Origin of the sequence: Leptolyngbya sp. PCC 6406 (assembly GCF_000332095.2) — a bacterium.
Lineage (GTDB): Bacteria > Cyanobacteriota > Cyanobacteriia > Phormidesmidales > Phormidesmidaceae > PCC-6406.
Window position 1 is genome coordinate 780211 of record NZ_KI913949.1, and the last position, 15594, is coordinate 795804.

The 15594-nt window shown below is 59.0% G+C and carries 9 protein-coding genes; 3 read left to right on the forward strand and 6 right to left on the reverse strand.

The genetic code is table 11. From position 1 onward, the window contains the following. On the forward strand, positions 1–3354 hold a 3354-nt coding region (gene cobN / locus LEP6406_RS33760), incomplete at its 5' end, for a cobaltochelatase subunit CobN (RefSeq protein WP_051463610.1). Between the two features lie 391 nt (positions 3355–3745). Further along, positions 3746–4030: a DUF427 domain-containing protein gene (locus LEP6406_RS0203610; RefSeq protein WP_008310882.1), complete on the forward strand. Its 285-nt coding sequence runs from the start codon at positions 3746–3748 to the stop codon at positions 4028–4030. Positions 4031–4345: 315 nt separating this feature from the next. Here LEP6406_RS0203610 and LEP6406_RS0203615 read toward each other — a convergent pair whose 3' ends face one another. Together LEP6406_RS0203615 and LEP6406_RS0203620 are read right to left on the reverse strand one after the other, a co-directional pair. Continuing rightward, complete coding sequence (locus LEP6406_RS0203615) at positions 4346–6079, reverse strand: RluA family pseudouridine synthase (RefSeq protein ID WP_008310883.1); 1734 nt, start codon at positions 6077–6079, stop codon at positions 4346–4348. Positions 6080–6090: 11 nt separating this feature from the next. Then, entirely contained in the window at positions 6091–6660 is a 570-nt protein-coding gene (locus LEP6406_RS0203620; RefSeq protein ID WP_008310885.1) for a GNAT family N-acetyltransferase, read from the reverse strand. A 71-nt stretch (positions 6661–6731) separates the two neighbouring features. Between LEP6406_RS0203620 and LEP6406_RS0203625 the strand changes: the two genes are divergently transcribed. Then, a complete protein-coding gene (locus tag LEP6406_RS0203625; RefSeq protein WP_008310887.1) occupies positions 6732–10010 on the forward strand; it encodes a DEAD/DEAH box helicase in 3279 nt (1092 codons plus the stop codon). Here the strand turns inward: LEP6406_RS0203625 and arsJ are convergent. The 4 genes from arsJ to LEP6406_RS0203645 all read right to left on the reverse strand — a co-directional run bounded on the left by arsJ (position 10007) and on the right by LEP6406_RS0203645 (position 15555). Beyond that, positions 10007–11257 (reverse strand): organoarsenical effux MFS transporter ArsJ, encoded by a 1251-nt coding sequence (gene arsJ, locus LEP6406_RS0203630; protein ID WP_008310889.1) that lies wholly within the window; start codon positions 11255–11257, stop codon positions 10007–10009. The two genes, LEP6406_RS0203625 and arsJ, sit on opposite strands and share 4 nt — an antisense overlap. 458 nt (positions 11258–11715) lie before the next feature. Further along, a complete protein-coding gene (locus LEP6406_RS0203635) occupies positions 11716–12726 on the reverse strand; it encodes an ArsJ-associated glyceraldehyde-3-phosphate dehydrogenase (RefSeq protein ID WP_008310892.1) in 1011 nt (336 codons plus the stop codon). Positions 12727–12965: 239 nt separating this feature from the next. Beyond that, positions 12966–14624, reverse strand: coding sequence for a PhnE/PtxC family ABC transporter permease (locus LEP6406_RS0203640; RefSeq protein WP_008310895.1), 1659 nt, complete (start codon positions 14622–14624; stop codon positions 12966–12968). A gap of 157 nt (positions 14625–14781) precedes the next feature. Then, entirely contained in the window at positions 14782–15555 is a 774-nt protein-coding gene (locus tag LEP6406_RS0203645) for a phosphonate ABC transporter ATP-binding protein (protein ID WP_263971124.1), read from the reverse strand. Positions 15556–15594 lie beyond the last annotated feature (39 nt).

Below are 15594 nucleotides of genomic sequence, written 5' to 3' on the forward strand. Positions count from 1 at the left end.
CCACCCCCATACCCCCACCCCCCAATACCCCAATACCCCAATACCCCCACCCTCCTCCTCCTCAACACCACCAGCTTCTCCCTCGCCAAACTCGACGGAGCCACCCCCCGCCTAGATCTATGGGAGGCGCTGGACGTGCCCGTACTCCAGGTCATCCTCAGCGGTGGCACCGAGGCGGCTTGGCAACAGCACCCCATGGGATTGATGCCCCGCGACATCGCCATGAATGTGGCCCTGCCGGAGGTGGATGGCCGCATCATCACCCGTGCCGTGTCCTTCAAAACCAGTCAGCAGCGCAGTGCTGCCCTAGAGATGGATGTGGTCACCTATGCCCCCGTGGACGATCGCATTCAATTCGTTGCCGATCTCGCTGCCCGCTGGGTGGATCTGCGCCGCACTCCGGCCTCCGAGCGGCGGGTGGCGCTGATTTTGGCCAACTATCCCAACCGGGATGGCCGTTTGGCCAATGGGGTGGGGTTGGATACGCCCCAGAGCTGTGTCGAGATTTTGCAGGCCCTAGCCCAGGCGGGCTACACCGTGGCTGAGATTCCTAACACCGGGGATGAGTTGATTCAGCGGTTGACGGCGGGACGCACCAACGACTCCGAATCCTATGGTCTGCGCCCGGTGGGGCAAACTTTGCCCCTAGCCGACTACCAGCGCTGGTATGACACCCTGCCGGAAACGGTTCGCGTCGCCCTAGAGACCCGCTGGGGCACCCCCGAGGCAGAACTGGCCCAGCTTTGGGCCGATTCTCCCCAGCCTCCTGTGCCCTTGGCCTTTCCCATCGCGGGCTTGCAACTGGGTCACATCTTTGTCGGTGTCCAGCCCAGTCGGGGCTACGATCGCGACCCCAGTTTGAACTACCACGCCCCGGATCTGGAGCCCACCCACGCCTACCTGGCCTTTTACCTCTGGCTGCGGCAGTCCTTCTCGGCCCAGGCCATCGTCCATGTGGGCAAACACGGCAATTTGGAATGGCTACCGGGGAAGGGGGTGGGCCTAGCCGCCACCTGCTATCCCGAAATTGCTCTGGGGCCGATGCCCCATTTCTATCCCTTCATTGTCAATGATCCGGGGGAGGGGGCTCAGGCCAAACGCCGTGCCCAAGCGGTAATCCTGGACCACCTCACCCCACCCCTAACACGGGCAGAACTCTACGGTCCCCTGCAAGCCCTAGAGGGGCTGGTGGATGAGTATTACGAAGCCCAAAGTTTGGACCCCACTCGCCTGCCGGTGATCCGCGATCGCATCCTCACCCTCCTCGCCGACACCCACCTCGCGGAAGATCTCGCCCTGATCCCGCAGCAAGGCGAACAGCCGTTGATCCCGCAGCAGGGCGAACAGCCGTTCGTCCCTACCTCAGAACCCCTCTCCCCGTGGGAGAGGGGCAGGGGTGAGGGCTCCGGCAGCAGGGGGAAGAAACCCGATCTGCAAACCCTGCTGCCCCAACTAGACGGCTACCTCTGCGACCTCAAAGAAGCCCAAATCCGCGATGGACTCCACATCTTTGGTCAATGCCCCACGGGACAGCAATTGCGGGATTTGATCATTGCGATCGCACGTCATCCCAGCCGCGATCGGGTGGGGTTAACCCGCGCCATCGCCCAGGATTTAGGGTTAGACCTGGATCCCCTCACGGTGGATTTGGGATCTCCGTTTGAGCCTGAACAGCGGGAGGCTTGGCCCGATGGCTTGCAAGGGTGCCGCACTGCTGGGGATGTTGTGGCCTTGTTGGAGGGGCGGGCAGCAGGAATAGTGGCAGAGTTGCTTCAGGCTGAGGGAGAAGCAGGAATGGGGGGTGCGACGGATTTGGTGGGCAGTGCCCACCCTACTGTGTCCCCTCCAGACCAACAACCGACACATCCCGTAGGTGGGGTGGAACGGAGTGGAACCCAACAGCAGCCCCCTGGGTTGGGTTCCGTTGACACTGCACCCACCCTACTAGCACCCCATATCCGTAGGACGGTGGAAACCCCCGCGATCGCACAAGAACTGGCCTGGATCCGCCAGACCCTCTTGCCCGCCCTCCAGGCCACCCCCCAGGAAATCGGCAACCTACTGAAGGGGCTAGGGGGCCACTATGTCCCCAGCGGCCCCGCCGGAGCCCCTACCCGCAATCGTCCCGATGTCCTGCCCACCGGGCGCAACTTCTACTCCGTAGACATTCGTGCCATCCCCACCGAGAGCGCCTGGGACGTGGGACGGAAGGCAGCGGAGGTCGTAGTAGAGCGCTATACCCAAGAACAGGGCGAATATCCCACCGCCCTGGGGCTGTCTCTATGGGGCACCGCCACCATGCGAACGGGGGGCGATGACCTGGCGGAAGCCCTGGCCTTGCTGGGGGTGCGCCCGGTGTGGGATGGCCCTAGCCGACGGGTGGTGGATTTCGAGATTCTGCCCGTCTCCCTCCTGGGGCGGCCTCGGGTAGATGTCACCCTGCGGATTTCTGGCTTCTTTCGAGATGCCTTCCCCAACTTGATTGATCTCTTCAATCAGGCCGTGATGGCGGTGGCGGATTTGGAGGAACCCCCGGAGGAGAATCCCCTGGCGGTCAGGGTGCGTCAAGAAACGGCCCAGGGACAGGCTCAAGGATTGGATTTGGCAACGGCGGAGTTGCGATCGCGCTATCGCGTCTTTGGCTCTAAACCGGGAGCCTACGGGGCGGGGTTACAAGGATTGATCGAAGCCCAAAATTGGCAGGACGACAGGGATCTAGCCCGCGCCTATATCAACTGGAGCAGCTACGCCTACGGTGTCCAAGGCACCAGTGCCGCCGCCCCAGAAGCCTTCTCCGCCCGTTTGGCCCAGATGCAGGTGGTGCTCCACAACCAGGACAACCGAGAACATGACCTGCTGGACTCCGACGACTACTACCAGTTCCAGGGGGGACTCACGGCGGCGGTGCGGACGGTATCAGGCCAACAGCCCACCACCTACTTTGGGGACAATGCGGTGGTGGAGAATCCCAAAGTGCGATCGCTGACGGAGGAAATCACCCGCGTCTATCGCTCCCGCGTGGTCAACCCCAAATGGATTGCCGGGGTAATGCGCCACGGCTATAAGGGAGCCTTTGAAATGGCGGCCACAGTGGATTACCTCTTTGCCTACGATGCCACCGCCCACTGTGTCGCGGACCACATGTACACCGGGGTGGCGGAAGCCTATCTCTTAGATCCCCCAGTGCAGGAATTTGTGCGCCAAGCGAACCCCTGGGCACTGCGAGATATGGCGGAACGCCTGCTGGAGGCCCATCAACGGGGATTATGGCAGCAGGTTTCGGAGGATTTATTGGATACCTTGCGAGCCATCGCCCATGAAGCCGAGGCAGACCTGGAAACTCGACAGTCCTAGGGCGTATGGACAATCAACGAGGAAACCCTTGCGGGGTAGGCATGACCACGCCCACCCTACGGCATCAAGCTAGTACCGCAGGGCGTAAATCAGCCCATTATTGTCGCACCAGCCCAACATTTTCCGGTTCCCTCTCCCCTTGGGAGAGGGCTAGGGCTTCGGCGTGAGACTTCGGCGTGAGCTCAGTCGAACGCTCAGCCGAACGGTGAGGGGCCGAGGTGTGCCACGATGAAACGGTCAGAGTATTTACGCCGCCCAGTACTAGGGGCTGTAACCGCCCCATAACTAGGAATCTGCCTTAGATTGTCCACAGCCCCTAGCTCAAGTCCTTCGCCCCCTTTATGCTGTAGGGAAAGACCAGTTTTCCCCAACACAGAACCAGAGGTGAGCTATGGCTAAGGCAGTATGGAACGGGGTGACCGTGGCGGAAAGCGATCGCTGTGAACAGGTTGAAGGCAACTACTACTTTCCCCCCGATGCGATTCACTCGGAATATTTTCAGCCCAGCCAGACCCATACGGTGTGTGGCTGGAAAGGTACCGCCAGCTACTACACCCTGGCGGTGAATGGGGAAACCAATCCTGACGCCGCCTGGTACTATCCCGAACCCAAGGATGCGGCCAAGAAAATCAAGGACTATGTAGCCTTCTGGCGCGGTGTGACGGTGTCGGCCTAGTTAAAGGTGGGGGAGTGGGGGTGACAGGAATTTTAAGTTTTGAATTTTGAATTTCCCGTAGGGTGCATAGCGCTAAGGCGCGGCTTCGCCCACGCGAAGCAATGCACCGCAGAGATGCCGCGCCCAATACAGGATGTCTCCGTAGGGGCGGGTTTGGCTCGGATGTACCGGGTAATTCAGGATGGGAGACTCAAAACCCGCCCTGCCCAGTCGCCGGGTGATCGGTATTGGGGTGCGGGGGTATTGGGGTATTTGAGGTAAATCCCGTAGGGGCGGGTTTGGCTCGTATCTGTTGGGGAATCCGGGACGGGAGGCTCAAAACCCGCCCTGCTGTAGGTCGGAGCTGGGGAATGGACTGGGGCTCACCAGTTCTAGGGGGTTGCCGGTGATGGGATGGGTGAGGGTGAGGTGAGTCGCGTGGAGATGGAGTCGATCCGCCGTCCCTCCCCCGTTACTGTTTCTAGCCTCGTTGCCGTCGCCCCTGCTGCTACCGCCATAGAGACGATCGCCCACAATCGGCGCATTCAACCCCTGGGGATGGGCGGCATGGACCCGCAGTTGATGGGTGCGCCCAGTAATGGGCTGGAATTCCACTAGGGTGGTGGTGCGATTGCCCGCCAGTATGCGGTAGTGGGTGAGGCTGGGTTTACCCCGCTGCCAGCACACCTGTTGGCGGGGACGGGTGGCAGGATTGGCCCAGAGGGGGAGGTCCAGCGTGCCGCGATGATCTCCGACCGGCCTTTGCCCATCGCAGTTCAACGGTCCCGTCAACTGCCCCATCAACAGGGCACAGTATCGCTTGTGAACCTGGTGCTGTTGAAACTGAGTTTGAAGCGCAATCAACACCTGTCGCGATCGCGCCAATAGCAACACCCCCGAGGTGTCCTGATCCAGACGATGCACGGGGAAGAGTTCTTCCCCTGGGGGCAACTGACACCGCAGCCGACTCAAGACACTATCCTGACGATTTCCTGTGCGCCCAGGGACAGAGAGGAGACCGGGAGGTTTGGCGATGGCGATTAGGTGGGGGTCGGTGTAGAGGGGGGGTAGGGGGGCAAAATCTGTCCTGTTCAGTAGCGGGGCATCCTGGGGCGCAAAACCTATCTGGGCCTCTGGAGGCGCTAGGCCGGAGAGCAAGAAACCCATGATTGGCTGACAGCGATCGCGGCAGGCTTCGTAGAATTGTCCCGGCTGTTTGTCCCCCTGGGGTGGCCCCCACCAAAACTCCGCTAGGGCAATGGGGTGGAGTCCTTGACTGGCAGCGGCATGGAGGAGTTTGGGGGCGGCGCAGTCTCCAGTGCCCGTGGGCAGGCCGCTGGGGGCCAGGGTTTGAAGGACGGTGGAATCTCCGGCAAAGTTGGTGAGACGATAGATCCCGTGCATGTGTCGCTGGAGTTGGCAAGAGAGGTCGCGGCGCTGACGCTTCAGGGTTTGGATGCGCTCATCAGCTTGGGTAACGGCGGTTTGCAGCGGTGCGATCGCAGTATCCCGGTCGCGCTTCAGCCGTCGCCGCGCCATACCATCCTGCTGACTCTGGCGATCCAACTCCCCCAAGACGGTCGTCAGGGCATCTCCCCCCAAGGTGGCTTGGGCCTGCTGACGGTGTTGGGCGCGATCGCATTTCCGCTGGCGATGGACAGGGGCGAGATCTGCCAACTGTTGCCTATAGTGGGCCTGCAATGCCACCAGTTGAGCCCGCTCTGGCAGTGCTCCCAGGGTGATCAGTTCTGCTTTGATATCGGCTAACTGGGCCAGGGTCCGGGCTTCAACCCAGGCCACCTGTGCCCGTCCCGGAATTGGCGATACCCATCCCGACCGCTCTGCTACCCCATGCAGCAGACCCGAAAAAGCCCGCAGTACCAAGGTTTCTCCCGCTGAGGTTTGGGCCAAGAGGACACCGTACATTTTGCCCTCGGCGTAAAAGGTGGCGTCCTGCTGTAGCTCCGTCATCAATTGACGGGCGATCGCCTCCACCTCCGGCGTACGGGGTAATCTCAGCCATTTCCCCGTACGGGGACAGCGCCCTTCGTAGTGGTAGGTGGGGACCATCGCTGCCAGTTCTATTCCAGTTCTATATCTTTAAGCAAAGACTTGTACAACATAATGGCGTCCACATAGCGGCCATCGGGCAGATGGGCAGCGGCGGGAATGCGGCCAATTTCCCGGAATCCCAGGGTATTCCAGATTTTGAGGGAAGGTGTGTTGGTTTCAAACACCAGATTGTACATTACTGCTCGATAGCCCAGATCCCGCGCTAAAGCTACCATGGTTTCTCCCATAATACGGCCCAGTCCTTGACCCCGAGACTCAGGGGGTACAATGAAGCCAGCGTTGCAGATGTGCCCGCAACGCCCTGGAAAATTGGGCTTGATATAGAATGCGCCGACAATTTTGGCCGGTTTTGCCTCCGTACCCAAGGTGGAGGGGCAGCCCCGCGCCACAAACGCCTCCCCCTTTAGCCAATAGTCGGCAAATTCCTCCGGGGATAGGGGACCTGCCTGGGGATAGGTCATCCCCTCGGCAATGATGGCATTGAAGTGCGATCGCACTATCTCCTCTTCCCCTGACTGCATTCGATCCAGTTCCACCCAGGTAGCGTCCTTCAGTTGACGGGTTATAGGGAGTTGCATAGACACCCTCCATGGGCACAGACTGCAAACACAGATATTGTTAATTCATTAACGCGATTAATTAGTATTGCATGGCAATCCTACACGGTAGCTGGTTGACGGCAGAGCAACGTTTCTTTCTCTGGGGAGAAACCTGGCAACGCCTCGATCCAGACGCCCTAGCTCCAGAGTTCACGGTCCATGACCATCCCTTCGCCATTGCGATCGCGGATTTGGTGGAATGCCTCCATAGGGTTGGTGGCATTCCCAAAATTGCCCTCGTAGGTAAGACCAAGGGGAGCAAAAACCGGGGGGATAATAACAGCCCCAGCCATGAACGGTCCTGGAGTCGCTGGCTGTCCCTCCCCACAGCCTTGACAGAGACCCATTGCCTACCCCAGCATTCCGCCACAAACTGGACCACCGACCTTGCCGCCACCTCCCCCCAGAGCCCAGGGGAGATCACCCTCTATCCTTGGCAGGTCAGCGGTCTCTGGCTCACCCCCAGCGAAGCCGCCACCTTTTTGCAACAGTTGCCCCTCGGCCCCAGTCAAGTGGCAGGCGTCGATCTCGGTCCCGACCTACGCTACTGGTCCCAAATCGCTCGCTGGGGACTCGATCTCCTCGCCCGCAGTAAATACCTCCCCAGCGTCGTCATTACCCGCAAAGCCACCTATGCCCGCTGGCAGGTCCTCCTCGATAGCGACACCGACACCCAACGCTTGCGGCAATTCAAAGCCGCCATGCCCCTAGCCTGCCGCACCTACCAAACCCCAGAGAAAACCCGCCGAGATGCTCCCATCGCCCTGCGGGTCGATCAACCCGAGGATTCCGAAGCCCTACTCCAGAACTTCCTCGGCGCGATTGTAGATGCCCAGGTCCGTAGTCAAAGTCCATCCATCGGAGCCGGCAGCGACGTACTCAGCCCCGATCTACCCGTGCGGGAATGGTTGCAGGCCCTCAGCAGTGCCAGTGGAAAACTCGAAGGAATCGACGGCGGCGGGATCGCAAGTAGTGTTGCCTCCCCCCTCGATCAGCCCGCTAGGACCATCGCAGCGGGCCGCTTACGGGATGCCCTCCACACCTGGACCGCTCCCCTGCAAACCGGAGACGCTGACACCCAGCAATTTCGCCTCTGCTTTGTCCTCACCCCCCCCCCCGAAGAAGGTGCCGATTGGCAGTTGGTATACCACCTGCAACACCGCGAAGGGGGTACCCCCCTAATCCCCGCCGCAACCCTGTGGCAATACCCCGTCGAGCAGGCGGTGATTGCGGGCTACACCATCACCGCCCCCCAAGAAACCCTGCTAGCGGGTCTAGGACGGGCCGCCCGCCTCTGCGATCCGGTGCGGGACAGTCTGCAACGGGAACGCCCCAGTGCCTGTCCCCTGGATCCTGCCCAGACCTACGTTTTTCTCAAGATCAGCGCCCCACGTCTGCAAGACAGCGGCTTTGGCGTGGTCCTGCCCCCCGGCCTCAACCCCCAGAACCAAGAGGGCAATAGTCGCCTAGGCATTCGCCTAGAGGCAGAAGCCCCCAGTCGCCAACAGCGTCAACGCCTGGGCCTCAAAAGCCTGCTGAATGTGAAATGGGAACTGTCCATCGCCGGAAAAACCCTCTCCCAAAAGGACTTTGAGAAACTTGTATCCCTAGAAATGCCCTTAGTGGAAATCAACGGCCAGTGGGTAGAAATGCGTCCCCAAGATATCCGCTCTGCCCGCGAATTCTTCAAAAAGCGCCAAGACCCCATCGCCCTCAGTGTGGAAGATGCCCTGCGGATGAGTACCGGAGATACTCAGGTGATCGATCGCCTGCCCGTGGTCAGCTTTGAAGCCTCCGGCGTGCTCCAGGATTTAATCAGCACCCTAACCCAGGGAAACCAAACCCTCCAACCCTTGCAGGAGCCCGAGGGATTCCAAGGCACCCTGCGCCCCTACCAAGCCCGAGGCGTCTCATGGCTGTCCTTTCTGGAACAGTGGGGTCTGGGAGCCTGCCTCGCCGACGATATGGGTTTGGGGAAAACCATCCAGTTCATCGCCTTTTTACTCCACCTGCGACAACAAGACCTGCTAGAAGGACCAACCCTGCTGGTCTGTCCCACCTCGGTACTGGGGAACTGGGAGAGGGAGATTCGCAAGTTTGCCCCCGCCCTCAAAGTGTTACTGCACCATGGCGACAGTCGCGCCCACGGAGCTGCCTTTGCCCGCAAGGCCAAGTCCGCCAGCGTCGTCCTCACCAGCTATGCCCTAGTCCAGCGAGATTTGAAGGATCTGGAGCGCGTGGAATGGCAGGGACTAGTTCTCGATGAGGCCCAGAATATTAAAAATCCCGAGGCCAAGCAGTCTCGGGCGGTGCGGCAATTGGAGGCCCAGTTTCGCATTGCCCTAACGGGGACGCCCGTAGAAAACCGACTGGCGGAACTCTGGTCCATTATGGATTTCCTCAATCCGGGCTACCTGGGGCCGAAGAATTTCTTTCAGCGGCGGTTTGCCACCCCCATCGAGCGCTATGGCGATACAGCTTCGTTGAAAACGCTGCGATCGCTGGTGCAGCCCTTCATCCTGCGGCGATTGAAAACCGATCGGTCCATCATCCAAGACTTGCCCGAAAAGCAGGAAATGACCATCTTCTGCGGCCTTTCCGCAGAGCAGGCCCAACTTTATCAGGGAGCAGTGGACAAGGCTCTGGCGGCGATCGACGCGGCAGAAGGGGTGCAGCGGCGGGGCATGATTTTGGGCTTGCTGACGAAGCTGAAGCAAATCTGCAACCATCCTGCCCATTTTCTAGGTTCGGATGAGAACGGACTCCAGGCTCACCGCTCGGGCAAACTCCAGCGCTTTGATGCCATGGTGGAGGAACTCCTGGATGAGGGCGATCGCGCCCTAATCTTCACCCAGTTTGCAGAATGGGGGAAATATCTCCAGGCCCACCTAGAGCGCACCTTCAAACAGGAAACCCTCTTTCTCTACGGCAGCACCACCAAAAACCAGCGGGAAGCCATGGTAGATCGCTTCCAGCAAGATCCCAGTGGACCCCGCCTGTTTATCCTGTCCCTAAAGGCGGGCGGCGTCGGTCTCAACCTGACCCGCGCCAACCACGTTTTCCATTTCGACCGCTGGTGGAACCCCGCCGTGGAAAATCAAGCCACCGACCGCGCCTTCCGCATTGGCCAGACCCGCAATGTCCAGGTTCACAAGTTTGTCTGCAATGGCACCCTGGAGGAACGTATCCACGACATGATCGAGTCTAAACGGGCACTCTCAGAGCAGGTGGTGGGAGCTGGAGAACAATGGCTCACAGAACTGGATACGGACCAGCTCCGCAACCTGCTACTGCTAGATCGCAACGCCATCATTGATGAGGTTGACTAAATCGCACTTCCGCCCTTGGGATCCGGCAGCTTCATGGAGAATATCCCCGCAGCCAAAATCAGCAGGGTGGAAAACCATAGACAGCCCGGTAGCCCATAGAACTGGTAGATGAGCCCCGACATTACCGTACCCAGGAGGCGTCCGCCGGAGTTGGCCATGTAGTAAAAGCCTACATTCAGCGCTACATCCTGATCCTCGGTGTAGGCCAATACCAGGTAAGAATGCACCGCTGAGTTAAAGGCAAAGATGATGCCAAAGATAATGAGTCCCCCGGTGATCACATATTCCGGGGGAACGCCAGCGCGGAACGCTAGCGCGATCGCGGCAGGAATCCCCGTTAGGGCGAAAGTCCAGAACTGAATCGTTCTCGCCTTGGGCGCAATCCTAGGCTGCCCCTTCTTCTTCAATAACTGGGGCGCAAAGAACTGGACAATGCCATAACCAATCACCCAGCAGGCCATGTAGGAGCCCACCTGCCAGAAGTTCCAACCCAAACCCACCTCAGCGTCATAGAGAAAGACGGGCAACGCCACCACAAACCACACATCTCGTGAGCCAAAGAGAAAGAAACGGGCCGCAGAGAGGATATTGATTTCGCGGCTTTTGGAAAACAACTGGCGAAAGCGCACCTTTTTGCCAATCTTGCCCATATCGGCGGGGAGAAACCGCCCCGTCAGCAAAATGACAAACAGAGCTGCTGCTTGAACAAACAGCGCATTACGGTAGCCCAGCCAGCCCAGCAGTGCGGCCCCTAGGAAAAAGCCCACGCCCTTGAGGGCATTCTTTGACCCTGTCAACACCGCTACCCACTTGAATAGGCGCGACTCCGCTTCCTTAGGCACCACGAGGCGGATGGCACTCTTGGAACTCATCTTGGTCAAGTCCTTGGCAATGCCCGCAAAGGCTTGAGCCACCATGACGTAGACCACCTGTCCCAGCACGGGCCAGCCTTGGTTCAGTAGCCCCAGCATCACTAGGGCAAACACTTGCAGACCAATGCCGCCATAGAGGGTGAGGCGCAGCCCCATCTGGGAGCCAATCCATCCCGCTAGGAAGTTAGTGACTACCCCGAATACCTCGTAGAAGAGGAACAGCATGGCGATCTGAAAGGGGGTGTAGCCCAGGGCATTGAAATGGAGCAATACCAACATCCGAATCGCCCCGTCGGTGAGGGTAAACCCCCAATAGGCAGCGGTAATCAGGATGTAGTTTTTGAAGTTGGACTGTTGAGCAGCGGCGGAGGTCATGGGGTGGGGGAGTGGGGGAGTGGGGGAGTGGGGTAGGTGACAGGTTATAGGTGACAGGTGACAGGAATTTTGTTTGAATTTTGAATTGTCCGTAGGGGCGCGGTTTCCGCGCCCAATGCAGGGGGTGACAGGTGGCAGGTGGCAGGAATTTTTCTGGTGCTCTGGCTCTGCCTGGGTACCGCTTGCGGAGGCTCTGCCTCCTTTGGGTGCGTGAGGCGATCGCAAGGCTGGTGGACAGTAGCAACCCTACGGCTGATGCGTTACGGCATTCGCCTAACGCATCCTACTGGTACGACACAGCTAAAATAGTGCATTAGATTTTCGGCGTAATTCAGGTAATCCAAGAATTTCAGCGTTTTTCTAATGCATCAAATTAGCTGTGTCGTACCACTACAAACTCACCCTTCACCCTTGTACCCTTCACCCTTCACCCTTCACCCTTCACCCTTCACCCTTCACTACAAACTCAAGGCCACTTTGCGGGTCAATTCCGCCATGCGGTTGGAGTAGCCCCATTCGTTGTCATACCAGGCCAGGATTTTTACCTGGGTGTCGTCTACCACCATGGTGGACAGGGCATCGACAATGGAAGAGCGGGGATCATCCTTGTAGTCGATGGAGACGAGGGGCCGCTCTTCGTAGCCGAGGATGCCTTTCAGTTCTCCCTCAGCGGCGGTCTTGAGCAACTGGTTTACCTCTTCCACCGTTGTCGGACGGGCTACTTCAAAGACGCAGTCGGTGAGGGAGGCATTGAGCAGGGGCACCCGCACTGCTAGACCATTGAGCTTGCCCTTGAGTTCGGGGTAGATCAGGGTAATGGCGGTGGCAGAGCCGGTGGTGGTGGGGATTAGGGATAGGGTGGTGGCCCTAGCTCGCCGCAGATCCTTGTGGGGGGCATCCACGATGGTTTGGGTGTTGGTATGGTCATGGATGGTGGTGATCATGCCGTGGCGGATGCCCAGTTCCTCTTGGATCACCTTTACTACCGGGGCGAGGCAGTTGGTGGTGCAGGAGGCGGCGGTGAGGACTCGATGTTCTGCTGGATTGTAGAGATGATCATTGATGCCGTAAACCACATTTAGGGCACTGGCTTCCTTCACCGGAGCCGCCACGATCACCTTCTTGGCTCCCCGTTGAAAGTAGGGTTCTAGGGTGTCTAGGGTGCGGAACTTACCGGAACATTCCAGGACAATATCGATGCCTAGGTCTCCCCAGGGGACTTCCCCTGGGGTTTTGAACTCACTAAAGCTGAGGGGGGTGCCGTCGATGTGGATCTTGTCATCTGCGATCGCATCTACCTCGGCAGCCCAGCGGCCATGGACCGAGTCAAACTTGAGCAGATGGGCAGCGGCGGTACTGCCTCCTTTCACCTCGTTAACGTGGGCAAATTCCAGCTCTGGCCATCCCCAGGCGGCCCGCAGCACGAGCCGCCCGATGCGGCCAAATCCGTTGATTGCAACTCTTGCCATGGCGTTATTCCGATGTGAAGACTGATTTACCCTATGGGCATTAGTAGCACATCAAGCAAGATTGATTCAACCTGATCTCCTCCAACTGTCGTGTGGATGACATTGGCGGAAGCGCATTTTCCTTATTATTTCAAGGATTTTATAGGCAATACTGATTAACTTCAGTAGTCAGCTCACCCCTCAAAGAGCCATTTTGCAGGGGATACTAATCAAAATATATTGAAAATGTAGCCAAGCTCTCAATGTAGAACGCTGCGCAGTCGAGTGCTGATCAAATCAACCCCAAAGGTCAGGACCACAAACACGCCCAACGTCACTGTCAGGCCCTGGTAGTCGAAGCTGCTGATCTGCTCCGTCATCAGTCGGCCTAGACCGCCTGCCCCCACCAACCCCACGATCACGGTCTCCCGCATACAGACCTCCCAGCGGTAGAGAATGTAGGCCAGAAAGCGGCCCAGGGTTTGGGGTAGGAGGCCGTAGAGCAGCACTAAGGAACTGGGGGAGCCCAGGGCACGTAGGGCACGGACGGGGCGATCGTCTAGGTTTTCATTCACCTCTGCCATCAGCCGCCCCAGAATGCCAAAGTTGTGGAGGGCTAGGGCGATCGCGCCGGGTAGCAAACCGGGGAACAGGCCGTAGAGACACACCAGTGCCCAGATTGGGGCGGGGACCGCCCGACTCACCAGGAGAAGTAACCGACTTAGCACTAGGGCTAATCCAGCTCCCCAGCCGCGATTCCCCGTCCTGTCATTGGCTTCAAGGCGCTGGCCAATGGGGCGCAGCAGTCCCCCCGGCATCCAGATATTTTGGGCGGCGGGGAAGGCGGCGATGATGCCGCCTATGCCCGCCAGGGTGATGGCTAAGATGGCCATTGCTACTGTTTGCCCCGCCAAAGATGCCAATGTTCCTATCTGCTCCCCTGTCAGGGGTTTGGGGCGGCTGGACTGCACCAGTTCCCCCAATCGTGCCCAGGTGGGGGCAGCCCAGAGGGACTGCCAGCCCAGATCCAAGCTGGCGAAGCAAAGGGGAATCGCGATCGCACCTGCTACTAAAGACAAGGGCATTAGGTACCGGGCCATGGCCGTGGGGGATCTGCTCCCTTGGGATGGGGCACCGCCCGCATTAATATCCAGGCGACTGGTAAAGCCCATCTGTCGCCGTACCCAGCCACTCCAAGCATCCACTGCCCCATTCAGCAAAATCAGGGCATAAAAAGCGGTCCAAAGTTGCTCATAGCGCAGGGATTGCAGACTCAGAAAAATCTCGTATCCCAATCCCCCCGCCCCAATGATTCCCAGCACTGCTGCCGATCGCAGGGCACATTCAAAGCGATAGAAACTGTAGGAGATCAGATTGGGCAAAGCTTGGGGGAGGAGGCCATAAAGGAAAGCCATCAGGGGGGGCACCCCCGCTCCCACTAGGGCTTGCAAGGGTTCCGACGGGGTTTCATCCAGAATTTCTGAAAACACCTTGGCGACGATGGCTCCAAAGGGAACCGCGATCGCAATCACCGCCACTAGGGGATCCAGCCCAATCAAATTGACAAAAATCAACCCCCAGATCAGCTCGTGAATAGCCCTGGGCACCGCCAACAGCCCTCGCACCATCACCCACAGAGGTCGCCCCAGCCAGGGGCGACGGGGCCATAGGGTCCGCCACCACATCTCCGAGGCGGCAATACCCCCAATAAATCCCAGGAGCAAACTCAGCACTGTGCCGCACACGCCGTAGGCGAAGGTGACCCCGGTCGCCCGGAGGATAATTTGCAAAAAATCACGCCCCAGATCCGGGGTGAGACTAGCGCGAAAAAAGGTGGCAATCAGGGGCAGCCCACCCCAGTTGATCACCTCCTGACGCCCTACCCCTGCTCCGTACAGGCTGGCAGCGATCGCACCCACCGTCACAATCCCTGCGATCCGTCGGTCCCAATGGCTGGGGGGCTGGGGCAGTTTAGCTGGATCTAATGCCTGTCCGTTGATCGGGGTTCTCCTGGTTGTCCTTGAAATTGCTGGTCCTGGAAAGTTAATCCTGAAAGTTAATCCTGAAAGTTGACCTTTAGAAACGATACAGGGCTTCTACCCAGTCAGTGGTAACAGCAGCCGTGGGGACATCAAAGAGCACCTGTCCTTGGCGTAGACCAATAATGCGATCGCAGTGACTCTGGGCAAAGGCCACCTCATGGAGACTCACCACCAGCGTCTTGCCCGTTTGGGTACAGAGATCTCGCAGCAGATCCATTAAATCTAGGGAACGGGCCGGATCCACACTGGCAATGGGCTCATCCGCCAGAATGGCCACCGGATCTTGCACCAACACCCGTGCTAGGGCCACCCGCTGTTGTTGGCCCCCCGAGAGGCGATCGGTACGGGCATAGAGCTTTTCGGGAATGCCCACCTGGGCCAAAGCAGCAGCGGCAACAGGTACCGCTTGGGGCCACACTAGAGACCAAGCAGCCCGCAGGGGTGACCAGCGCCCCAGATGCCCCGCATTCACATTGTGGATAACGGACAAATTTGTCACTAAATGGTGCTGCTGGTAGACCATGCCCACCTGTCGCTGCACCCGTCGCAGGTGGCGAGGGCTGAGGTAGCCCAGGTCTTGCCCCAGCACCCGCACCGATCCGCTAGAGGGAGCCAGGGAGCCATTTAGCAGACTCAGCAGAGTACTTTTGCCAGCGCCGCTCGGCCCCAGCAGCGCTACCCGCTCCCCCGCTTGGATCGTCAGAGACAGGTTTTCCAGTGCCGGTAAAGCGCCAAACCACCGACTCGCCCGTTGCAACTCAAACACGGGCTGTCCCATTACCGTCTCCGGCTCGTTCAAAACTTCCACTCAAAAATTACTCAACAATCTGACTCAACCCTCTAGTTT